Origin of the sequence: Devosia litorisediminis, from assembly GCF_018334155.1 — a bacterium.
GTDB lineage: Bacteria > Pseudomonadota > Alphaproteobacteria > Rhizobiales > Devosiaceae > Devosia > Devosia litorisediminis.
This window is the reverse complement of the sequence record NZ_JAGXTP010000001.1, coordinates 2,122,381-2,144,464: the sequence shown is the minus strand read 5'-3', so window position 1 is coordinate 2,144,464 and position 22,084 is coordinate 2,122,381. Positions and strand designations below refer to the sequence as shown.

Sequence of the window (22,084 nt, the reverse complement as noted above, 5' to 3'; positions counted from 1 at the left end):
CATCGGTGATTGCCGATAGACCCACGCGCACGGAGCCGTCCCATGAGCACTTATGATCTGGTTGTTATTGGCGCGGGTTCGGGGGGCGTTCGCGCCGCCCGCATGGCGGCCAGCTATGGTGCCAAGGTCGCCATTGTTGAAGAGTTCCGGGTCGGCGGCACCTGCGTGATCCGCGGCTGCGTGCCCAAAAAGCTCTACGTTTATGCCAGCCGCTTCCACGACCTGTTCGACGTCGCATCCAGTTTCGGCTGGAAAGTCGATGCCAGCTTTGATTGGCCCACCCTTGTCGCCAACAAGGAAAAGGAAATCACCCGGCTCGAGCATGCCTATGTGACCAATCTTGAGAAGCCCGGCGTCGAGATCATCCGCGACCGCGCGGTGGTTGCCGGTCCCAATAGCGTGCATCTGGTCGGTCAGGATCGCGATCTGGATGCCAAATATATCCTGGTGGCCACTGGTGGCCGGCCCTTCACGCCCGATATCCCGGGCGCTGAACTGGGCATCAGCTCCAATGAGGCCTTCGATCTGCCCGCCCTGCCACACTCCATTCTGATTGAGGGTGGCGGCTATATCGCTGTGGAATTCGCCACAATTTTTGCTGGTCTGGGCGTACACACAACCATTGTCTATCGCGGCAATTGCCTGCTGCGCGGCTTTGACGATGACATGCGCCGCGGCCTTGAAAGCGGCCTGACCGACCGCGGCATCAAGATCATCTACCAGACCACGATCGCCTCGCTGGCACGAGACGGCGCTGATATCGCTGCCACTTTCAGCGATGGCGTTACCGCGCCCTATAGTGCTGTCATGTTCGCCACGGGCCGCTCGCCCAATGTTGATGGCCTGGGGCTCGAACAGGCTGGGGTCAAACTGCACGCTAATCAGACTATTGCCGTGGATGCATTCTCCAAGACCTCGGTGCCATCCATCTATGCCGTTGGCGACGTCACCGGTCGCGCCGCGCTCACGCCGGTGGCCATCCGTGAAGGTTGGTATTTTGCCGAGACGGTGTTCAACAACAACCCGATGGCGGTTGATCACTCCGAGATTCCCACGGCAGTGTTCGCCGAACCAGAGATCGGCGTCATCGGCCTCACCGAAGCCGAAGCGGTGACCCATGAGGACATCGACGTCTACGTCTCACGCTTCCGGCCCATGATGAACACGCTGTCCACGCGCACCGAGCGCATGATCCTCAAGCTCATCACCGAAAAGGATGGCGGCAAGGTGCTCGGTGTCCATATTCTGGGCCACGGCGCTGCCGAAATGATCCAGCTCGTGGCTATTCCCATCGGCATGGGCGCCACCAAGGCCGATTTCGACCGCGCCATGGCGCTGCATCCTTCTGCGGCCGAGGAACTGGTGACCTTCAAGGCCCCCAGCTACACCTATCGCAAGGGCCAGAAGATCGGCGGCTAGGGCGGGGCGCTTTGCGCCGTCCAACACCTGCAGATCCGGCGCCGCAGTGGCCCAATGGCGAAAACCCATCGGGTCATTCCGGGACTCATCCTGAGATCAGCCCCCTCCCGGCCTCTCCCATCAAGGGGGAGGTGCTGCGCAGTGGCTGTGGCACCATCCGCACCACGCATGGAGTTCAGCTCGCTTGATTTGGAGCGCTGAAGAGGGGTTGCGGCCTGACCTCGATCTAGCCAGCGCCACCGTCCTGCGCGTCCCCCTTGATGGGGGAGGTAGGGAGGGGAGCGAGAGCCCCTATTTTGCCCCCACCACCAGACCTGTTCCTCCCCCTGCCAGGGGGAGGCTAGGGGGGGTCTCCAAAACCTTATCCATCTAGTGCCCGCCCGCTCGCCCCGTGACATCATGGGCCCGTTCCCGCCAGTCACTGGTCCCAACGCAGGGCCAGGCGGGAGGGCCGGGGGATGGGGGCGCCTGTCCAGTGGGGCAAGCGGCAGCCGCGTCTGAAACACCGGCGCAGGCTGAACCGCCCCTCGCACAAAACCGGTTCGTGACGGGCGGCCCTTGGACCGTTCTCTACATTTCTTGAGGCCCAATGGCCGCCCGTTACCCGTGATACCGCGACGCCACAGGGCCGGGCGGGGTTTTGGCGCGCCTCAGCCCCGATTATCCTTGGCACAGCCGTCCTGCCTTGGTATTCCGCCAGCCAACAGCCTGTAACCCGCGTGAGCGAGACCCGATATGACCACCTGGACCCCCGATAGCTGGCGCGCCAAGCCGATTTCACAGGTTCCGGCCTATCCCGATCAAGCGGCCTTGAGCGAAGCCGAGCGTCAGCTCTCCACCTTCCCCCCGCTGGTGTTTGCCGGCGAAGCGCGTGACCTCAAGACCCGGCTGGCCGCTGTCGCCCGCGGTGAGGCATTCCTGTTGCAGGGGGGCGATTGCGCCGAGAGTTTTGCCGAACATGGCGCGGACCATATCCGCGACTTTTTCCGCGTCTTCCTGCAGATGGCGGTGGTGTTGACCCACGGTGCTTCCAAGCCCGTCGTCAAGGTTGGTCGCGTTGCTGGCCAGTTCGCCAAGCCGCGCTCTGCCGATACCGAGACCATCGACGGTGTCGAACTGCCCAGCTATCGCGGTGACATTATCAACGCTATCGACTTCAATGAAGGCTCGCGCATCCCCGATCCCGATCGCATGCTGCAGGCCTATCGTCAGTCTGCCGCTACGCTCAACCTGCTGCGCGCCTTCTCCATGGGCGGCTATGCCGAGCTGACACGTATCCACGAGTGGACAGTCGGCTTCATGAAGGGCTCGAACTATTATCCGCGTTACGAGGAAGTGGCGCGCAAGATTGACGACGCCATCACCTTCATGAGTGCTCTGGGCATCACGCCGGAGAACACGCCCGCGCTCAAGCAGACCAGTTTCTTCACCAGCCATGAAGCGCTGCTGCTCGGCTATGAGGAGGCGCTGACCCGTCGCGACTCCATTTCCAATGACTGGTACGCAACCTCGGGCCACATGCTGTGGATTGGTGATCGTACCCGCCAGCCTGATGCGGCCCATGTCGAGTATTTTGCCGGTATCAAGAACCCGATCGGCATCAAGTGCGGCCCATCGCTGTCGAGCGAGGACCTGCTGCGCCTGCTCGATCGGCTCAATCCGACCGATGAAGCTGGTCGCATCACCCTGATCACCCGCTTTGGCGCCGACAAGGTGCACGATCATCTGCCGCGCCTGATCGAAACCGTTCAGAGTGCCGGTCGCACAGTTGTCTGGTGCTCCGATCCGATGCACGGCAATACCATCAAGGCGTCGACCGGCTTCAAGACCCGGCCATTTGATCGTGTTCTGTCCGAGGTGAAATCGTTCTTCGATGTACACCGCGATATGGGCACCTACGCCGGTGGCGTACACATCGAAATGACCGGCGACGATGTGACCGAATGCGTCGGTGGTGTTTCCGCGGTGACCGAAGCCACGCTCTCGGATCGCTACAACACCTATTGCGACCCGCGCCTCAACGCCAGTCAGGCGCTCGAACTGGCTTTCTTGGTTGCCGAGGAAGTCCACGCGCAAAAACCGGCGCATCAGGGTCTTGCCGCGGGGGAATAAACCCGCAATGAATTGAAACCAACATGGACACCTGCGCGTTTGACCGGATGCGCGCGGGTTTCTTGTGCGTCTGATCGTGCTTGCTATGCGCCAGATTCATGAAGGCCTTTAATGCCAAAGTCGTTGTTTCCCGCGGCCTCCGCCGAGACCCGTGCCCAGTTGGAGTCCGATCCAACCCTCAAGCTCGTCAATGAATATGACTGGACCAGCAATCCCCTTGGTCCCATTCCCGAATGGCCCGAGAGCCTCAAGGGCGCTGTTCGTGTAATGATGGCCGCCTCGGCGCCGATGGCCATGCTGATCGGCCATCAGGGCATTCTGATCTATAATAATGCCTATGCGGTGTTCGCTGGCCAGCGTCATCCGGCGATTTTTGGCATGCCGGCTGTCGACGCCTGGCCCGAAGCTGCTGAGTTCAACGCTGACAAGGTCATGCGCTGCATGCGCGGCGAGACGGTCACGCTCAAGGATCAGGAAATGCTGCTCGACCGTCATGGGCAGTTTGAAACAACCTGGCTTGATCTGCACTATAGTCCCGTGCTGGGGGAGGACGGGCAGCCGCTGGCCGGCATTTGCGTGGTGCTCGACACGACTGATCAGGTTCTCGCCAAGCAGGCGCTGGCGCGCAGCGAAGAGCGCCTGTCGCTGGCCCTGAGTGGATCGGGCCTTGTCGGCACCTGGGACTGGGATGTACCCGGCGATACCGTCACCGCCGACGATCGATTTGCCGAACTGTTCAACCTTGACCCGCAGCAGGCCGGTCTGGGTGTGCCGCTCAAGGATTTCCTGGCTGCCATCTATCCCGAAGACGCCGAACGCGTGGGCGAGGAAATTGCCACATCGATCCGCGAAAAGTCGCCCTACCATTCCGAATACCGCGTGCAGGGCCGCAATGGCGAGATCCGCTGGGTTGTGGCATCAGGCCGCCCGCGCTTCAACGCTGAGGGCGTGATTCAGCGCTTTCCCGGTGTGCTGGTCGATATCACAGAACAGCGCCGTACGACCGACGCGCTTGCCGAAAGCGAATTGCGTTTCCGCACCCTGGCCGACGCCATGCCGCAAATGGTCTGGTCAACGCTGCCCGATGGCTTCCACGATTACTACAACGCCCGTTGGTATGAGTTCACCGGCGTGCCCGATGGCTCTACCGATGGCGAGGCATGGAACGGCATGTTCCATCCTGACGATCAGGACCGCGCCTGGGGCGTCTGGAAGAACTCGCTCGATACTGGCGAGCCCTACCAGATCGAATACCGCCTGCGGCACCGCTCGGGCGAATATCGCTGGACGCTGGGCCTGGCCCTGCCCATTCGCGATGCATCGGGCACCATCGTGCGCTGGATCGGCACCTGCACCGACATTCACGAGGCCAAGCTGGCCGCCGAAGAGCGCGAACTGGTCGCCCAGGAACTCAGCCACCGCATCAAGAACATTTTCGCCGTTCTGACCGGCATCATCAGCCTGTCGGCGCGTAGCCGCCCCGAACTCAAGCCGTTCGCCAATGAACTGCGCCAGCGCATCTACGCCCTGGGCGAGGCCCACGACTTCGTGCGGCCCCACTCCAGCGAGTCACGCCCCAGCGTCAGCCAGAGCTCGCTCAAATCGCTGATCGAGCGTCTGATGCAGCCTTATCGCGATGTCGATGAGCAGCGGGTGACATTTGAGGGCGATGATACCGAGATCGACGATGGCGCCGCGACGCCGCTGGCCTTGCTGTTCCATGAACTGGCCACCAATGCCGCCAAATACGGCGCGCTCTCCATCGACACCGGCCGTGTTGTGCTGACCGGGCAGGGGCCCACCGATGGCCGCTATCATCTGTCATGGAAAGAGGTGGGTGGTCCCGAAGTCACTCCCGGTGAGACGTCAGGCTTTGGCTCTCGCGTCATCGAACTGAGCGTTCAGGGACAGTTGCGGGGCGAGTTGCAGCGGGCTTGGGATAAGGATGGTCTGCGCGTCGAGGTCGATCTGCCGATTGAAGCCCTCAAGCGCTCGGCAAAACTGCAGCGGCAGAGCTAGGTCAGGTTCAGCGAACCCGGCAGCTTGAACAATTGCAGGCGGCGCGGTGGTGCCGCCTCTGAAGCGCGGTGACGTGCGACAGCATATGACACGGCATCCCGCAAATCCTGATCGGTCACCGGCTTGGGCAGAACGCCGATTGTACCGGGCACACCTGAGCCGAGCTGTGCAGGGTTGGCGGTCATGAACATCACAGTAACGCCATGCGTCTGCGACAGGATGCGACCAATATTGATGCCGGTGGCACCGTCACGCAGGTTGAGATCGACCAGTGCAACATCGGCTTTGCTTGCCAGAGCAAGCGCTGCACGCTGTTCAGCAGCGATTCCGACAGGCTCAAAGCCCATCTCCTCGATCACATGTTCGATTTCCGTGGCTACGAAGATCTCGTCTTCAACCACCAATATCCTGCACGTCATAAGTCCAACTCTCGGTCACATTTCGCCAACTGGCTAAGGGCAACTCGTCAGTAAGCGTCTGGTTGCCATTTTATCGCATTTTCCTGCAAGCGTGATCAAGCATGCGCCGATGACGTTACCAAACCGCCAATGCGGCCTCCGGCGCGTTTAGCGGAACGTTAACCCTAATACTTCATAGCTTGGGTCTGGAACCACACGGCTGTCGAACCGGAGAACCACATGAAGCGCTCCCTCAAAGGCGCCGTTGCCATACTGGCTATGCTCACTGCAGCGCCCGCACTGGCCGCCGATTATCCTGAAATGCGCCCAGCCTACCCCGAAAGCTGGCAAAACCCGGACGATGACCTGCGGTTTGAGTTTGGCACGCGCTACTGGATGTCGTGGGGCGAACAGGACGCCGGCTTTACCGCTGTCAGCGGCGGCACGACGCTGGGCGATGTGACCATCTCCACCCGCGATCAGACCCATATTGGCGAACTGCACGGCAAGATCGAAGATCTGTCGACCCAGACCTATTTGAGCGGCAAGGCCGGTCTCGGCCTGTCCACGACGGGTACCTATGCCGTCACGCCCTCATCGTCGGGCTCGATTGGCCGCAATTCCAACATTGGCTATATCGGCACCGATTTCGGCTGGTTGCCGTGGGGCGATATGGACGAGGGTTTCTCGTTCGGTGGCCTCATCGGCTATCAGTACTGGAAAGACGCGCCCGACATCGGTTCGGGCCAGTACGGCGCCACCTTTGATGGCGCAAGCAATCCAACCTCCTTCGGTACCGCCAAGGACGATTTTGACATTCATGCTGTCCGCCTGGGCGTCAAGGGCCAGGCCGAGTACGAACAATTCGACTTTCAGGGTGAAGTCGCAGCCGTCCCCTATGCCGCCATTTCCGGTACGCTGGGCGGCAACTCTCCGACGGGCTACAATTTCCCCGGCTTTGGCAATTTCCAGGAACGCGCACCGACCACACTGACCGGTCGCGGCTATGGTGTCATGGCTGAAGGTCTGGTGGGTTTTCACCCAACCGAGAACCTCACTGTACGCGTCGGTGGCCGTGCCTGGTATCTCGAAGGCCAGCTCGATGCCAAGTTCACCTCGTCTTCGGGCGGCGCCAACCTGCCAACTCTGGACCTGCCCAGCAATTTCGCCCGCATCTTCCGCTATGGTGCGCTGTTCGAGCTGACCGGCCGCTTTTAGTCCGCCTGCCGGCTGACGTTGTGCGCTTGCCCTGATAGGGGCGAGCGGATAAGTCTTGCGCGCGTTCCGGCACTTGCCTGCCGCTGCGTCCGCACATCCTCAGACAACGGGCAGATTTATCGTGACAGACCGCCTCCGAATTGCGCTCGCCCAGCTCAATCCCAAGGTCGGCGACCTGCCGGGCAATCTGGCGCTGGCCCGCACAGCTCTGGCCGATGCCGTTGCCGCTAGAGCCGACGTCCTGATGTTCTCCGAGCTTTTCCTGACCGGCTACTTCCCCGATGACCTGCTGTTCAAGCCGCAATTCGTCAGGGACGCCATGCAGGCTGCCCGCGATCTGGCAGCCGATACCGCTGGCACCGATGTCGTCGTCGTGCTGCCCACCATCTGGTGGGATAAGAATGGCCTCTACAATGCTGCCATTGTCGCCGAGAAGGGCGAGATCATCGCCACACGTTTCAAGCGTGAACTGCCCAACAACGACGTCTTTTACGAAAAGCGCTACTTCACCGCCGGGCCACTGCCAGATCCGGTGACCATCAAGGGCGTGCCGGTGGGCATCCCCATTTGCGAGGACGTCTGGCACGCCAGCGTATGTGAACATCTGGCCATGCGCGGCGCCGAGATCATGCTCTGCCCCAATGGCTCGCCCTACTGGACCAACAAGCAGCATATCCGCAAGGAACTGGTACGAGCCCGTGTCGCTGAAGACGACGTGCCCATGCTCTACCTCAACCAGGTTGGCGGACAGGACGAGATCGTTTTTGACGGCGCCTCATTCGCCATCGAACCGGGCAACAAGCTGGTCGTTCAGGGCAAGTCCTTCGCCACCGATTTCATTGTCTCCGACTGGGTGCGGAGTGACGATGGCTGGACCTGCGCCAATGGCGAGGTCACCGAATTGACCACCACCGATGAAGCCCCCTGGCTGGCCTGCGTGCTCGGCCTGCGCGACTACGTCCACAAGAACGGCTTCAAGCAGGTCGTGCTGGGACTCTCTGGCGGCATCGACAGTGCCGTCGTCGCAGCCATGGCGGTCGACGCCTTTGGTCCCGAAAACGTCCACTGCATCATGCTGCCCTATCGCTATACCTCAGAGGCAAGCCTCAAGGACGCCAAGGACTGCGCGCTCAACCTTGGCGTGCGGTACGACATCGTCTCCATTGGCAGCCCGGTCGACGAGGCGCTGGAACAGCTTGCCCCGATCTTCGGCGATCGCCCCGCCGATCTGGCTGAGGAAAACATCCAGTCGCGCATGCGCGGCGTCGTTCTGATGGCCGTCAGCAACAAGCTGGGCTCCATGCTGCTCACCACCGGTAACAAGTCCGAAATGGGCGTGGGCTATGCCACCATCTATGGCGACATGAATGGCGGCTACAATCCGCTCAAGGACATGTTCAAGATGGAGGTCTACCGGCTCGCCGACTGGCGCAACAGCCATGTTCCCGGCGATTGCCTTGGCCCCGCTGGAGAAGTCATTCCCCAGGCTATCATCGAAAAGGCACCCAGTGCCGAGCTGCGCCCCGACCAGACCGATCAGGACAGCCTGCCGCCCTATCCGGTGCTCGATGCCATCCTCAAGGGCATCGTCGAAGACGAGTTGTCCCTTGCCGAGATCGTCGCTCAGGGCCACGACGTCGCGCTGGTTCAGCGCATTGAACGTCTGGTCAACATCGCCGAATACAAGCGCCGCCAGTCCGCCCCCGGACCCAAGCTGACCCCCAAGGCCTTCGGCATGGGGCGCAAATACCCCATCACCAATGGCTACAAAGACCGGAGCATTTGATGACCATCGTTCGCTGGGCACCGTCCCCGACAGGTCGCATCCATCTCGGCAATGCCCGCCCGGCGCTGCTCAACTGGTTTTTCGCCCGTCGCAAAGGCGGCAAATATGTGCTGCGCATGGACGACACCGACCTGGCGCGCTCCACCCGAGAATTTGCCGACGGCATCGAGGTCGATCTGGCCTGGCTTGGCATCACGCCGGATCTGCTGGTGCGCCAGTCCGAGCGCACCGACCTCTATGATGCGGCTCGCGACCGGCTGATTGCGGATGGTCGGCTTTACCCCTGTTACGAAACCGCTGGTGAACTTGATCGTCGTCGTGCCCGGGCCCGCGCGCTTGGTCGCCCGCCCATCTACGACCGCGCCGCCCTCAAGCTGACCGATGAAGATCGCGCCCGGCTCGAATCCGAAGGCCGCAAGCCTCATTGGCGCTTCAAGCTTGATGGCCGCCCGGTGCAGTTCGAAGATCTGATCAAGGGGCCTCAGACCGTCAACACCGCCTCGATGTCAGACCCGGTCCTGATCCGCGAAGATGGCAGCTATCTCTATACGCTGCCATCGGTCGTGGACGATATCGATCTGGCCATCACCCACGTCATTCGGGGCGAGGACCACGTTTCCAATACCGGCACGCAGATCGAGATCATCGAGGCCTTGGGCGGCACCGTGCCGATCTTTGCCCATCACAACCTGCTGACCGATGCGCAGGGGCAGGGATTTTCCAAGCGCCTGGGTTCCCAGTCGCTCGCCGATTTCCGCGATGAGGGGTACGAAGCGCTAGCCGTGGCCATTATGGCATCCATCACCGGCACCAGCTTGCCCGTTGAACCCTACGCCTCGCTCGACGAGATCGCCGAACGGCTCGACTTCTCGATGATTTCACATGGCTCGGCGCGCTTTGATCCAGTTGAACTCGATGGGCTGAACGCGCGCCTGCTGCACGCCATGAGCTACGAGGATGCCTTGCACCGTCTGACCAGCCTGGGTCTGGAAGGCGAGGCGATCTGGCTGTCCCTGCGCGACAACCTCACCAAGTTCAACGACATCAAGGATCTTGCCAAGCTGATCACGGGCCCTGTCGAGCCTGTCATTGCCGACGAGGATCGTGAATTTCTGGCATTGGCCAAGGCCATGTTGCCGGCCGAGCCGTGGTCGATCGACACCTGGTCCGAATGGACTGGCGCGCTTAAGACCACCACCGGCCGCAAGGGCAAGGCCCTGTTCCTGCCACTGCGCCTGGCCTTGACCGGGCGCCATGACGGACCAGAGCTTAAGTCCCTGCTTCCGTTGGTTGGGCGTACGGGGTGTCTGGACCGACTACCCTGACCACCTTGTCGCCGAACTGAACCAGTCGCAGCGCCGTTTCGGCGGGTGACTGGTTGACTGGTCGGGTCACTGGCGTTTCGCCGGGGCCGGCTGGCCGTGGGCGGGGCAGGGGCACATCAACCAGCGTTGCGGTCTGCAATGGCGCTGCTTCGACCGCCATGACCGGAGTTACCCCGCGCGGGTCACGCAGCGGCATGGGAAAGCGTTCACCGGCAACCTCGATCATCGCGCGCGTGCTGCCATCGCCGCGTTCGGCCATGGTGATGGCACCATCGGACTGCGGCGCCACCTTGCAACTGGCGCTCGGGCTGGTGTCGATCTCGTTGCGATAGGCAAATGCGCTTGGCAGCGCTGTATAGGGCTCGCCAAACTGATTGCGCATCTGTTCGGGCTCTTGTCCGGGATTGTCATAGAAATACAGCGCTACCGGCGTAGTCGGGCAGCTCTGCTGGCAGCTTTGCGCATCATTGCCGACATAGTCGGCGAGCGTGGCGTAGCTGATGGGCCAGAAATACCCGTCGCTCAGGCGCACGCAGACCGTGCGCACTGTCTGATAGCCCTGATAGCCCCAATAATCGCCGCCATCGATCATCTGACCGCCGGTGAAATCGCCTTCCGAGGTCGTGCCGAAAATGCGGTCGAACAGCGTCTGCCGATCATTGGAGAACGTGGCGCTCGAACCGCGATCGGCACCGCAGCCAAAGCGGGCCATTTCCTGCAGGATTGCCTCGCGCTGACCGGCAACTGCATTGGCAGTTTCCACCTGCCGGGAAATGTCGGCGGCCACTTCGCGCAAGCGCAAGACCTCACGGCCGATCTGCCGGCACTGCGGTGTCAGCGTGCGTCCGGCCTTGGCGTCGTCGTTACACCCGTCACGGACATAACGACTTTCCATATTCTGCACATCGCGCTGCGCCTGCCGGGCTGCCTGTGAATTGCCGCCCATCTGGCGGAAGTCGCCATTGCGGTCGAACTGGCGCAAGGCATTTTCCAGCCGTACGCATTGCGATGACTGCGCATAGGCGACATTGACGTCCAGAACCGTGCATAGTGCGGCCAGCGCCAGAAGGATCAGGGCGCGCGCGCCATTGCTGCTTGAAAATACCATTGAAACCCGTTGGCGCCCTGCGCGTCGTTATTGGGCCTTAAGACAACGCTAGGACCCAAGGCAACATTATAGTGTCAGCACGTGCGTCGCGGTAGCGCTGCGCGGTCACACCAGCAAGAGAATACGCTCAATGAAGCTTGCAACGCTGAAAAACGGTCGCCCCGACGGACAACTTGTCGTCGTCTCGGCAGATTTGACCCGCTTCGTCTCGGCTGGTCGTATTGCCCCTGACCTACAGGCTGCGATCGATGATTGGCAGGTTGTGGCGCCGCAATTGTCCGCGCTCGCCGAGCAGCTGGACGCTGGCGCTATCTCCGGCCAACCCTTTGATCCTGCAACGGCTTTGGCGCCATTGCCGCGGGCCTATCAGTGGATCGATGGCTCGGGCTATCTCAGCCATCTTGAGCGCGTGCGCAGCCTCAAGGGCAGCAAGGACGAGGAACTCCAGTCCACCCGCCCCCTGCTTTATCAGGGCGGCTCTGATTCGCTGTCGGCGCCCGCCGACCCCATCATTGCCACTGATCCTGAACTGGCGATCGATTTCGAGGCCGAAATTGCCGTCATCATCGATGCTGTGCCCATGGGTGCCACGCGCGAGCAGGCCGCTGCGGCGATTCGGCTGATCACTGTCTGCAATGACGTTTCGCTACGCCGTCTGGTGCTCGATGACCTGCAGAACGGGTTTGGTTTCTTCCATTCCAAACCATCGACTGCTTTTGCCCCCATCGTTGTTACCCCTGATAGTCTGGGTGATGTCTGGCGCGACAACCGCCTGCATCTGCCGGTACGCATCGAGGTCAACGGAACGCTCTATGGACAACCCAATGCGGGCACCGACGTGCATTTCGATTTTGCCGATCTGATTATTGAGGCCGCCCGCACCCGCAGGCTCGCTGCCGGCACCATTATCGGCGGTGGCACTGTGTCCAACCGGCATGACGAAAGCCTGCCCATCAAGCGCGATGGAATCGGTTTCGCCTGCATTGCCGAGGCGCGGACCGTCGAAAAACTCAAATATGGGCGCGCTCGCACCCCGTTCCTGAAGGCTGGTGACGTCGTTCGGATCGGGGCAATTTCCGAGGGACAGTCGGTGTTTGGCGATATCGAACAAACAGTCACGCTCGCCTAACCTCTTGGCCGGGCTGATAACATTCCCGTGTGCGCATTGGGCCTGTCACAAGCTCATGCGACAGTTTGTCCAGAAATGATCTCTGCGCGTTGAGGGTGCATCTATGTCGCTGAAGAAGATTACTGCCATTGCTGTTGCCGGTCTGATGTCGGTCGGTGTTGTTGCCAGCGTGGCACAGGACTTCGTCGCCCCCACCACCGCAGAAGAGGCCATGGCTGCCCGCGAAATGCTGATGAAGCAGAACGGTGCATTGCTCAAATCTGCTGGTGCGCTGACAGGTGCCGAAGCCGAGACCGCCATGCAGTCGCTGATCGACAACTACACCCACATCCCCGCCGTCTTCCCCGAAGGTTCCAATATCGGTGACAGCGAAGCGCTGCCTGCCATCTGGGAAAACTGGGATGCCTTCACCGCCATCGCCGAAACGGGTCGCGCTGCCGCGGCAGACGGGTTGGCCGCCGCTCAGGCGGGCGACGCCGATGCCTATGGCGCCGCCATCAAGGCCATCGGGGCCACTTGCGGCACCTGCCACAAGCAGTATCGCAGCTAGCAGTTCAATCGCCTCCAAAGCGATTTGGCGGTCCTTCGGGGCCGCCTTTTTTCTTTATGCTTGATTTCCGGGCGTCCGGACGCCAATGTCCAGCCCATGAAGTCGCAGATCATTCTGATTAACCGCTGCATTATTACCTGCTAACCACTCGTTGGCGGCGCGGTCTTCTTCATCCTGATTTTCTGATACCTGAAGAGCCGTCTGCCAGCGCACTTCCGCATGGCCAGGGACGGACCACATGACCACGCCGCAGCTCAAGCTCTACAATACGCTCACCCGCGCCAAGGAACGCTTCGTTCCCATCGATCCGGCCAATGTGCGCCTGTATGCCTGTGGCCCCACGGTCTATGACTTTGCCCATATCGGCAACGGCCGCATGGCGATCGTGTTTGATCTGTTGTTTCGGCTGCTGCGCCAGACGTATGGCGCCGATCACGTCACTTATGTGCGCAACATCACCGACGTCGATGACAAGATCAATGCGCGTGCCGCCCGCGATTACCCGGACCTGCCGCTCAATCAGGCCATCCGCAAGGTCACCGAAGGCACTGCTGCCCAGTATCAGGCCGATGTGACCGCGCTGGGTTGCCTGGAGCCGACCATCCAGCCCCGCGCCACCGACAACATCGCTGAGATGCAGACCCTGATCGCCGCACTGGTCGCCAGGAAGCACGCCTATGTCGCCAATGGTGAAGTGCTGTTCGACGTCAAATCCATGCCCGACTACGGCCAGCTTTCCGGTCGCAATCTGGAAGACAATCTTGCCGGCGCTCGCATCGCCGTGGAAGCTCACAAGCACAATCCCGCCGACTTCGTGCTGTGGAAGCAGTCCAGCGATGGCGAGCCGGGTTGGGACAGCCCCTGGGGACGTGGTCGACCCGGCTGGCACATTGAATGCTCGGCCATGAGCGAACGTTATCTCGGTCAGCTCTTTGACATTCATGGTGGCGGGCTCGACCTGATCTTCCCCCACCATGAGAACGAGATTGCCCAATCGCGCTGCGCCCACGGCACCCATGCCATGGCCAATGTCTGGATGCATAATGGCTTCCTGCAGGTCGAAGGCCAGAAGATGAGCAAGAGCCTGGGCAATTTCTACACCATTGCCCAATTGCTCGAGACCACCGATTTCGGTGGCCGCAAATGGCCCGGTGATGTGTTGCGTCTGGGCATGCTGATGACCCATTATCGCGAACCCATCGACTTCACCGTCAAGCGGCTCGAAGAAGCCGAAACCAAGCTGCGCGACTGGCAGCGCGCTGCGCAGGGCGCAACGCTGACCGAGAGCGACGGCCCCGATCAGTCCGTGATCAAGGAGCTTGCCGACGATCTGGGATTTCACCGCGCCACCGTCGCCCTTGATGTCATCGCCAAAAAAGCCAATCGCGATGGCGGTGACATAGCCAGGCACTGCCTGGCTGCCACGTTGCGTTTCCTGGGTTTTGGACTCGATACACTCTTGGCCACCGAAGCCGATACCGCTGAGCCGCCCCATCTTGCCACCGCCATTGCCGACCGTCTCGCTGCGCTGAATGCCAAGGATTTTGCCAAGGCCGACGCCATTCGCACCGAACTGGCCGATCAGGGCATAACCCTGATGGACTACAAGGACGAGGCAGGTGCCCGCCAGACCAAGTGGGAGATCAAGCGATGAGCGATGCCCCTCAGGTTTACACCGGCGGTTGCCAGTGCGGCGCTGTGCGGTTCCGGGTGACGCGGTTGGGCCGTCCCTCCATCTGCCATTGCCGCATGTGCCAGAAGGCCTTTGGCGGTTTCTTCGGCCCGCTGGCCACTGCCCACAATGCGACCTGGACCCGTGGCACGCCAAAATGGTTCCAGTCCTCCAATGCCGCGCGCCGCGCCTTTTGCGGCGATTGCGGCACGCCGCTGGCCTATGAGACGCGCTTCGGCCTCGAACTGGCCATCGGCGCTTTTGACGATCCGGCGGCCGCTGCGCCCGAAATCCAGGTCAACCTGGCTGATAAGCTACCCTTTTTCGATGGTTTGACGGCGCTGCCGGTCCGGGCCGAGGCCAATGATGAGTGGGCCGCCTTTCTGGCGGGCATCCACTCCCATCAGCACCCCGACCATGACACCGCCGACTGGCCACCCAAAGAGGATCGGCCATGACCCAGACATTTACCGGCGGTTGCCAGTGCGGCGCTGTGCGCTATCGTTTCGATCAAAAGCCTGACGGCGCCCATATCTGCCACTGCCGCATGTGCCAGAAAGCCTTTGGCAGCTTCTATGCACCGCTCGTCGGTGGACCGCTCAATAGCTTCGCCGTCACCCGCGGCGAGATTGCCATCTTCCACTCTTCCGATCAGGCCGAGCGCGGCTTTTGCCGACAATGCGGCACACCACTGACCTTCGGATATCGTGATGGCGATCACATATCGGTTTCGATCGGTTCGCTGGACCAGCCCGAGGCCTTCCCGCCGGTCGATCAGCACGGCGTCGAAAGCCGCCTGAGTTGGGTCAACGCCATGGGCCATCGGCCCGATCGCCCAAGCACCGAGGCTGAGCAGCCCGACACTGCCGCCTTCATCGCGTCCACCAATCATCAGCATCCCGATCACGATACTGACCGCTGGCCTGAGTGAGTTTAATGACCAAAGAACGCCTCTATATCTTCGACACCACCCTGCGCGACGGTGCGCAGACGGCCGGAATCGAGTTCTCGGTCGAGGACAAGATTTCCATCTGTAGGCTACTTGAAGATCTGGGCGTGGACTATATCGAGGGCGGCTATCCCGGCGCCAATCCGGTGGATACGGAGTTCTTCGAAACCAAGCGCACCAGGCGCGCCAAATTCACCGCTTTTGGCATGACCAAGCGGGCAGGGCGCTCCGCCGCCAACGACCCGGGCGTGCAGGGCCTGATCAATTCGCAGGCCGAAGCGGTGTGCTTCGTCGCCAAGGCTTGGGACCACCAGATCACCACGGCGCTCGAAATCTCGCTCGAGGACAATCTCGACAGTCTGCGCGACAGCGTGGCGGCGACAGTCGCGGCCGACAAGGAAGCGCTGATCGACTGCGAGCATTTTTTTGATGGCTTCAAGGCCAATCCGGATTACGCGCTGTCGTGCGTGCGTGCCGCACTTGATGCCGGCGCCCGCTGGGTCGTCCTGTGCGACACCAATGGTGGCACCATGCCCAGTGAAGTCAGTGACATCGTGGCCAGGGTGCTCACAGTCGCTCCCGGCGATCATCTGGGGATCCATGCCCATGACGATACCGGTCAGGCCGTTGCCAATACCCTGGCGGCTGTCCAGGCCGGGGTGCGCCAGGTCCAGGGCACACTCAATGGCATTGGCGAGCGCTGCGGCAATGCCAATCTGATCACGTTGATCCCCACTCTGGCGCTCAAGCCGGTCTTTGCCGACCGCTTCGATACGGGCATCAGCGCCGATAGCCTGTCGCGCCTGACCCAGTTCTCGCGCGCCTTTGATGATCGGCTCAATCGCGCGCCGCTCAAGCAGTCCCCCTATGTCGGTGCCTCGGCCTTTGCCACCAAGGCTGGCATTCACGCCTCGGCCCTGCTCAAGGATTTCTCGAGCTATGAGCACGTGCCACCAGAGAGCGTGGGTAATGAACGCTCCATCATGGTTTCCCAGCAGGCCGGCAAGTCCAATCTGCTGACGGCGCTGGCGCGCCACGGCATTGAGCTCGCCAAGGATGATCCGCGGCTCGAAAAGTTGCTCGCTACCGTCAAGGAGCGCGAATCGCGCGGCTATTCCTACGACGGCGCCGACGCTTCATTTGCCGTTCTGGCCCATGAAGTGCTCGGCACGTTGCCCAGCTATTTCGACGTCGACACCTATCGGGCCTCCGTTGAGCGCCGCCACAATGCGCAGGGCGAGGAGATCACCGTCACCGAAGCGGTGGTCAAGATCCGTGTCGAAGGCGAGTTATTGATGTCGGTGGCTGAAGGTAACGGCCCGGTCAATGCTCTTGATCTGGCCTTGCGAAAAGACCTCGGCAAGTATTCGTCTCGTATCGAGGACCTCGAACTGGTGGACTTCAAGGTGCGAATCCTGGACGGCGGCACGGGCGCGGTCACCCGTGTACTGGTCGAAAGCCGCGACGGCACGGGCGAGCGTTGGTATACCATCGGCGTTTCACCCAACATCATTGATGCTTCCTTTGAAGCTCTGTATGAATCAATCACATACAAGCTGCTCAAGACTGAAGCGCTCTAGCGCGCAACACGACAGCTGATCACACCGGACGGCGTTGCCGTCACAACGGTCCGGGAGGACAAACTGGCCGATTCCGCTCCGAAACCAACCGCTCCGAAACAGCCTCTGGCGCTCACACTCGGAGCTGCTGCGGTCACTGTCGCGATTATTCTTGGCGTTCTTGCAGGGCCCAGCGTGGTCACCTGCTTCAATGCTGATGATGGCCTGGGCCAGTGCCTGCAGGGCAAGCTGCGCGAAACAGGACTGTTGCCCGGCGGCGCGCCTGCGCCGGTCGAGGCGACGGCCACTGCGGTTGATCCCGTTGAAGCGGTAGAACCTGCCGCGGCGTCCGAGCCCGAAGCCGACACGGCTTTGGTTGAACCCGAGCTTGATGTCGTGCCCGCCGATGCGGCGGCTGTCGCCGCCAATGCAGCGGCAGAAGCCCCCGAAAACCTGATCGCGGCGACATTTGGTCTGTTGCGCGCCGAGCCTGATGGTTCGGTGGTGATCGCCGGTAGCGGAACACCTGGCAGCGAAATCGAAATCTATTCCAATGGTACCCTGCTTGGCACCACCACTGTTGAGGCCAGCGGCGACTGGGTGCTTGTGCCCGACGTCCGCATTGCCCCCGGTGGCACCGAGATTACGCTTGGTGAAGCCGGCAAGGAGGGGCTCGCCCCGCAATCCTTTGTCGTTGCCATCAATGAAGACAAGACCAGCGAGCCACTGGTTGTCGCTAGCACCCCCGGCGCGGTCAGCGAAGTTCTGCAGGGTCTGCCGCGCGCCACTGCGGGCAGCAAGACCCAGATAGCAGCGGTGAGCGCTGAGGCCACCACGCCAGACCCCGCGACACCTGCGCCCGCCGCTGAACCAACAGCAACCGAACCGGCCCCGGCCGCTGAGGCATCCGTTGCAGCGGTCGCGGCGATGGCGAGCGAGCAGACCGCAGAAGCGGCCGCAGCAACAACCGCTTCGGCTGCCCCTGCTGCAGCGACCGCGGTAACCACTGCCCAGCCGGCAACGCCCGCCAGCGAAGCGTCCACACCAGCCGCACCAGCTGAAACTGCGTTTGCCACGACAACCGCAACTACAGATGTGGCTGAGCCAGCAACTGATGTGGCAAGCTCAAGCGAACCCGCAGCGGCCGCAGCAACGTCTACCCCGTCAACGGCTGTGGCTGAGACAACCGGGCAAACCACCCCAACTGAGCCTGCTGCGCCGACGACAGAACCGGCAACGGAAACGGCAGTGGCAGCGGCCGATCCGGTCGCAGCACCCGCCGTCGAACCGGCCGTGGTCGAAGCTGCTGCACCAGCAATTGCTAGCGACATGGCTGCCGTCACCATCGACGCGGTCGAAGTCGAGGGTGAACGCACGTTCTTCGCGGGTAGCGGCCCCAACGGCGCCACTGTCCGCCTTTATGTCGATGATAGCTTCATTGCCGACAGCACCGTTTCCGATGGTCGCTGGCTCATTGAAGCGGGCAAGGTGCTGACCAAGCCAAACCAGCGCGTTCGTATCGATATGCTGCAAAGCGGTAGCGCCGAGGTTGCATCGCGTGCCGAAGTCGACTTCGTCATCGACATGCCCGCTATTGCCGAGCCTGTCGTAACCGCCGAGGCCGGCCAGACGACAGTACCCGCTGCGACGCCAGCCACGGACAACCCCGCACCGGCTGATACTGCCGCACAGCCCGCTGCCGAAGCAGATCCGGCGATCCCGACCATGGTCGCTGTGTCGGTGGGCAGTGTCGATGATCAGCGTTTTGCTGCCGGCAAGGCCATTATCCGTCGCGGTGACAATCTCTGGACCATTGCCCGGCGCGTATATGGCGAAGGGATTAAATACACCACCATCTACGAAGCCAATACCGGCCAGATCCGCGATCCGGACCGGATCTATCCCGGTCAGGTGTTCAATCTGCCCGAAGGCGCGATCAACTGAGTACAACATGGCCCGCCTCACTGGCGGGCCATTGATTATTTCGGCGGATACTCCCATATATCGTAATATGCCGATCAACGCAGTTGAACCGATGCAAGACGACGACATTGCCACCATCATGCGGGCGCTGGGTCATCCGGTACGCCTGAACATTCTCCGCATCATCGCCCGTCAGCAGCGCGGTGAGTGTTGCTGCGCCGATGTGACCGAATCCCTGACCCTTGCGCAGTCCACAGTCAGCCAGCACATCAAGGTGCTGCTTGATGCCGGGCTCATAGAGCGCAAGCCCCGCGGCACCCGTAATTGCTACATCATTCAGCGCGAGCGTCTTGATGCTCTCGGCTCCGCCTATTCCGGCATGCTCGCCGGCTTGGGCCCGACCACCCCGAAAATGGAAGCGGAAACCGTCTGATGTCGTCTGATACCGATGAGAAGAAAGCGTCCGTCAGCGCGGACGAAGGCTCCGTATTATCGACGATCAGAAATTTGTGGACCTATATGTGGCCCACCGACCGGGCCGACCTGCGGCTGCGTGTGGTGCTGGCCATTGGCGCCCTGCTGCTGAGCAAGGTTGCGACCACGCTGATCCCCTTTGCCTATAAGGGCATTATCGACAGCCTGGATGGTGATGCTCCCGACAGTGCCCTGATCATGGGTCTGGCCATCCCCGTCGTGCTGGTGATTGCCTATGTGCTGGGCAACATCATTGATGCCGGCTTCCAGCAATTGCGCGACGTGCTGTTCGCCAGCGTTGGCCAGAACGCCGTGCGCAAGCTCGCCCTGCGCACCTTCCATCACATGCACCGGCTGTCGCTGCGTTTCCATCTCGCGCGCCGTACGGGTGGCCTCAGCCGGGTTATCGAACGCGGCACCAAGGGCATTGAAACCATTGTGCGTTTCACCATGCTCAACATCGCCCCCACCATTGTTGAATTCGCCATCACCGCCGTGATCTTCGTGTGGATGTTCGGCATCAGCTATCTCGGCGTACTGATCGCCATGATCTGGGGCTATCTGTTCTTCACCATCAAGGCGTCGAACTGGCGCATTGGCATCCGTCGGGACATGAACAACTCCGACACCGATGCCAACGGCAAGGCCATCGACAGCCTGCTCAACTACGAAACGGTCAAATACTTCGCCAATGAGAAGATGGAAGCGGATCGCTACGACGCCTCCATGGCCGGCTATGAGCGCTCAGCGATCCGTATCTGGACCTCACTGGGCTTCCTCAACTTCGGCCAGGCGTTGATCTTTTACGGCGGTTTCCTCGTCATCGGCATCATGGCCATCAACGGCGTGCTCAACAAGACGCTGACGCTGGGCGATTTCGTGCTGCTCAACACCTTCCTGATGCAGATTTACCGCCCCCTCAACTTCATCGGCTTCGTCTATCGCGAACTGCGTCAGGGCCTCACCGACATCGAGGAGATGTTCAAGCTGCTCGATCAGGACCCTGAGATCGAGGACAAGGCGAACGCCGAGCCGCTCGCCGTTACCGGTCCGGTCATTCGCTTTGATGATGTGACCTTCCATTACGACCCCGACCGACCGATCCTCAAAGGCGTCAGCTTCGAGGTTCCTGCGGGTAAGACCGTGGCCATTGTCGGCCCGACCGGCGCTGGCAAATCCACCATCTCCCGGCTGCTCTATCGCTTCTATGATGTCACCGGCGGCGCCATCACCATTGATGGTCAGGATCTGCGCGACGTGACGCAGGAAAGTCTGCGTTCGGCCATCGGCATGGTCCCGCAGGACACGGTGCTGTTCAACGATACCATTGGCTACAACATCGAATATGGCCGCCCCGGCGCGACGCCTGAGGAGGTCCGTGAAGCGGCCGCCATGGCACAGGTCGGCCCCTTCATCGAAACCCTGCCCAAGGGCTATGATACGCCTGTGGGCGAACGTGGGCTCAAGCTGTCGGGTGGCGAAAAGCAGCGCGTGGCCATCGCGCGTACCATTCTCAAGGGCCCGTCGATCCTGATCCTGGATGAAGCGACCTCGGCGCTTGATACCAAGACCGAACGCGACATTCAGTCAGCGCTCGATGTGGTCTCGGCCAATCGAACGACTGTCGTCATTGCCCACCGTCTGTCCACGGTCGTCAATGCCGATGAAATCCTGGTGCTGCGTGAGGGCATCATTGCCGAGCGCGGCGGTCATCAGGATCTGCTGGCCCAGGATGGCCTGTACGCCCAGATGTGGAACCGTCAGCGCGAGGCCACCGAGGCCGAGGAAAAGCTGCTCCAGACTGCCAACGACCCCGACGGCTTCGTCAAGCGTGGCAAACCGGCGGGCGAGTAGAGGCGGGGAGCCATAGCTTGGCTTCCCTATAGCCCTCATCGGCGCTAGCTTTGGGTATGACCCAGGCTGAGCCAATGCTGGTCGCTGCCAGACACGACCAACGACTGCTGATCGAAAATCTCATTCAGCTTTACCTCTACGACATGACGAGTTTCATGCCGTTTCCTGTCGGCTTGGATGGTCGGTTTGAATATGACTTTTTGGACCGCTTCTGGCGTCACCCCTACCTGATCATGGTCGGCGACGAGATCGCAGGTTTTGCACTGGTCGTCGACGAGTGTCCGCTCACCGGTCGCCAACCCTGCTGGTTCATGGCCGAGTTTTTTGTACTTGCGGCGTATCGGCGGCGTGGGGTTGCCCGGCAGACGCTGGGTGCCGCACTGGCGCGGCATTTCGGCGACTGGCACATTGCCGTACCGCTGGCCAATACGCCCGCTTTGGCCTTCTGGTCATCAGTGCTCGACACCCGAAAACCTTCTATCCGCCAGCTGAATTTCGAAGGCGACGACTGGCGGCTGCAGGCGTTTTCGACGTGAGTGACTTTGTGGGGCGGGACATCCGGCCAGCGGCGAACGGCTTTGTTGGAGAA

General features: G+C 61.4%; 18 protein-coding genes. 16 read left to right on the top strand and 2 right to left on the bottom strand.

Features of this window, described 5'->3' with window-relative positions:
* Positions 1 to 42: 42 nt before the first annotated feature.
* The 3 genes from gor (at position 43) to KD146_RS10210 (ending at position 5,550) form a co-directional block, all read left to right on the top strand.
* Positions 43 to 1,419: a glutathione-disulfide reductase gene (gene gor / locus KD146_RS10220; protein ID WP_212658566.1), complete on the top strand. Its 1,377-nt coding sequence runs from the start codon at positions 43 to 45 to the stop codon at positions 1,417 to 1,419.
* Between the two features lie 735 nt (positions 1,420 to 2,154).
* A complete protein-coding gene (locus KD146_RS10215; protein WP_212658565.1) occupies positions 2,155 to 3,531 on the top strand; it encodes a class II 3-deoxy-7-phosphoheptulonate synthase in 1,377 nt (458 codons plus the stop codon).
* A 111-nt stretch (positions 3,532 to 3,642) separates the two neighbouring features.
* Complete coding sequence (locus KD146_RS10210; RefSeq protein ID WP_212658564.1) at positions 3,643 to 5,550, top strand: PAS domain-containing sensor histidine kinase; 1,908 nt, start codon at positions 3,643 to 3,645, stop codon at positions 5,548 to 5,550.
* On the opposite strand, the gene KD146_RS10205 is transcribed toward KD146_RS10210, so the two are convergent.
* The gene (locus KD146_RS10205) at positions 5,547 to 5,969 is read right to left on the bottom strand and encodes a response regulator (protein ID WP_249327636.1); all 423 of its coding nucleotides are present in this window, start codon (positions 5,967 to 5,969) and stop codon (positions 5,547 to 5,549) included. The genes KD146_RS10210 and KD146_RS10205 overlap by 4 nt on opposite strands.
* Positions 5,970 to 6,188: 219 nt before the next feature.
* Between KD146_RS10205 and KD146_RS10200 the strand changes: the two genes are divergently transcribed.
* The 3 genes from KD146_RS10200 (at position 6,189) to gltX (ending at position 10,277) form a co-directional block, all read left to right on the top strand.
* Positions 6,189 to 7,166: a hypothetical protein gene (locus tag KD146_RS10200; RefSeq protein ID WP_212658562.1), complete on the top strand. Its 978-nt coding sequence runs from the start codon at positions 6,189 to 6,191 to the stop codon at positions 7,164 to 7,166.
* A 121-nt stretch (positions 7,167 to 7,287) separates the two neighbouring features.
* Complete coding sequence (locus KD146_RS10195; protein ID WP_212658561.1) at positions 7,288 to 8,952, top strand: NAD+ synthase; 1,665 nt, start codon at positions 7,288 to 7,290, stop codon at positions 8,950 to 8,952.
* Positions 8,952 to 10,277: a glutamate--tRNA ligase gene (gene gltX / locus KD146_RS10190; protein WP_212658560.1), complete on the top strand. Its 1,326-nt coding sequence runs from the start codon at positions 8,952 to 8,954 to the stop codon at positions 10,275 to 10,277. The genes KD146_RS10195 and gltX overlap by 1 nt, the downstream gene beginning before the upstream one ends.
* Here the strand turns inward: gltX and KD146_RS10185 are convergent.
* Positions 10,222 to 11,385 (bottom strand): DUF2865 domain-containing protein, encoded by a 1,164-nt coding sequence (locus KD146_RS10185; protein WP_212658559.1) that lies wholly within the window; start codon positions 11,383 to 11,385, stop codon positions 10,222 to 10,224. The genes gltX and KD146_RS10185 overlap by 56 nt on opposite strands.
* 130 nt (positions 11,386 to 11,515) lie before the next feature.
* Between KD146_RS10185 and KD146_RS10180 the strand changes: the two genes are divergently transcribed.
* The 10 genes from KD146_RS10180 to KD146_RS10135 all read left to right on the top strand — a co-directional run bounded on the left by KD146_RS10180 (position 11,516) and on the right by KD146_RS10135 (position 22,031).
* Positions 11,516 to 12,514: a fumarylacetoacetate hydrolase family protein gene (locus tag KD146_RS10180; RefSeq protein ID WP_212658558.1), complete on the top strand. Its 999-nt coding sequence runs from the start codon at positions 11,516 to 11,518 to the stop codon at positions 12,512 to 12,514.
* 103 nt (positions 12,515 to 12,617) lie between these two features.
* A complete protein-coding gene (locus KD146_RS10175; RefSeq protein WP_212658557.1) occupies positions 12,618 to 13,064 on the top strand; it encodes a c-type cytochrome in 447 nt (148 codons plus the stop codon).
* A gap of 238 nt (positions 13,065 to 13,302) precedes the next feature.
* Complete coding sequence (gene cysS, locus KD146_RS10170; RefSeq protein ID WP_212658556.1) at positions 13,303 to 14,718, top strand: cysteine--tRNA ligase; 1,416 nt, start codon at positions 13,303 to 13,305, stop codon at positions 14,716 to 14,718.
* Positions 14,715 to 15,194, top strand: coding sequence for a GFA family protein (locus tag KD146_RS10165; protein ID WP_212658555.1), 480 nt, complete (start codon positions 14,715 to 14,717; stop codon positions 15,192 to 15,194). Before cysS ends, KD146_RS10165 begins: the two co-directional genes overlap by 4 nt.
* Positions 15,191 to 15,667: a GFA family protein gene (locus KD146_RS10160; protein WP_212658554.1), complete on the top strand. Its 477-nt coding sequence runs from the start codon at positions 15,191 to 15,193 to the stop codon at positions 15,665 to 15,667. The genes KD146_RS10165 and KD146_RS10160 overlap by 4 nt, the downstream gene beginning before the upstream one ends.
* A gap of 5 nt (positions 15,668 to 15,672) precedes the next feature.
* Positions 15,673 to 17,265 (top strand): citramalate synthase, encoded by a 1,593-nt coding sequence (gene cimA, locus KD146_RS10155; RefSeq protein WP_212658553.1) that lies wholly within the window; start codon positions 15,673 to 15,675, stop codon positions 17,263 to 17,265.
* A 174-nt stretch (positions 17,266 to 17,439) separates the two neighbouring features.
* Complete coding sequence (locus tag KD146_RS18485; protein ID WP_212658552.1) at positions 17,440 to 19,188, top strand: LysM peptidoglycan-binding domain-containing protein; 1,749 nt, start codon at positions 17,440 to 17,442, stop codon at positions 19,186 to 19,188.
* A 91-nt stretch (positions 19,189 to 19,279) separates the two neighbouring features.
* Positions 19,280 to 19,600 (top strand): ArsR/SmtB family transcription factor, encoded by a 321-nt coding sequence (locus tag KD146_RS10145; protein WP_212658551.1) that lies wholly within the window; start codon positions 19,280 to 19,282, stop codon positions 19,598 to 19,600.
* Positions 19,600 to 21,495, top strand: a complete 1,896-nt coding sequence (locus KD146_RS10140) for an ABCB family ABC transporter ATP-binding protein/permease (RefSeq protein WP_212658550.1) — start codon at positions 19,600 to 19,602, stop codon at positions 21,493 to 21,495. The genes KD146_RS10145 and KD146_RS10140 overlap by 1 nt, the downstream gene beginning before the upstream one ends.
* Positions 21,496 to 21,551: 56 nt before the next feature.
* Positions 21,552 to 22,031, top strand: a complete 480-nt coding sequence (locus KD146_RS10135) for a GNAT family N-acetyltransferase (RefSeq protein WP_212658549.1) — start codon at positions 21,552 to 21,554, stop codon at positions 22,029 to 22,031.
* Positions 22,032 to 22,084 lie beyond the last annotated feature (53 nt).

What these genes read in the sequence shown, in the direction of transcription:
- gltX (WP_212658560.1), top strand. Translation starts at nt 8,952, where the DNA reads ATGACCATCGTTCGCTGGGCACCGTCCCCGACAGGTCGCATCCATCTC.
- KD146_RS10215 (WP_212658565.1), top strand. Translation starts at nt 2,155, where the DNA reads ATGACCACCTGGACCCCCGATAGCTGGCGCGCCAAGCCGATTTCACAG.
- KD146_RS10145 (WP_212658551.1), top strand. Translation starts at nt 19,280, where the DNA reads ATGCAAGACGACGACATTGCCACCATCATGCGGGCGCTGGGTCATCCG.
- KD146_RS10180 (WP_212658558.1), top strand. Translation starts at nt 11,516, where the DNA reads ATGAAGCTTGCAACGCTGAAAAACGGTCGCCCCGACGGACAACTTGTC.
- KD146_RS10175 (WP_212658557.1), top strand. Translation starts at nt 12,618, where the DNA reads ATGTCGCTGAAGAAGATTACTGCCATTGCTGTTGCCGGTCTGATGTCG.
- KD146_RS10140 (WP_212658550.1), top strand. Translation starts at nt 19,600, where the DNA reads ATGTCGTCTGATACCGATGAGAAGAAAGCGTCCGTCAGCGCGGACGAA.
- KD146_RS10160 (WP_212658554.1), top strand. Translation starts at nt 15,191, where the DNA reads ATGACCCAGACATTTACCGGCGGTTGCCAGTGCGGCGCTGTGCGCTAT.
- cimA (WP_212658553.1), top strand. Translation starts at nt 15,673, where the DNA reads ATGACCAAAGAACGCCTCTATATCTTCGACACCACCCTGCGCGACGGT.
- gor (WP_212658566.1), top strand. Translation starts at nt 43, where the DNA reads ATGAGCACTTATGATCTGGTTGTTATTGGCGCGGGTTCGGGGGGCGTT.
- KD146_RS10135 (WP_212658549.1), top strand. Translation starts at nt 21,552, where the DNA reads ATGACCCAGGCTGAGCCAATGCTGGTCGCTGCCAGACACGACCAACGA.
- KD146_RS10165 (WP_212658555.1), top strand. Translation starts at nt 14,715, where the DNA reads ATGAGCGATGCCCCTCAGGTTTACACCGGCGGTTGCCAGTGCGGCGCT.
- KD146_RS10205 (WP_249327636.1), bottom strand. Translation starts at nt 5,969, where the DNA reads ATGACGTGCAGGATATTGGTGGTTGAAGACGAGATCTTCGTAGCCACG.
- cysS (WP_212658556.1), top strand. Translation starts at nt 13,303, where the DNA reads ATGACCACGCCGCAGCTCAAGCTCTACAATACGCTCACCCGCGCCAAG.
- KD146_RS10200 (WP_212658562.1), top strand. Translation starts at nt 6,189, where the DNA reads ATGAAGCGCTCCCTCAAAGGCGCCGTTGCCATACTGGCTATGCTCACT.
- KD146_RS10185 (WP_212658559.1), bottom strand. Translation starts at nt 11,385, where the DNA reads ATGGTATTTTCAAGCAGCAATGGCGCGCGCGCCCTGATCCTTCTGGCG.
- KD146_RS10210 (WP_212658564.1), top strand. Translation starts at nt 3,643, where the DNA reads ATGCCAAAGTCGTTGTTTCCCGCGGCCTCCGCCGAGACCCGTGCCCAG.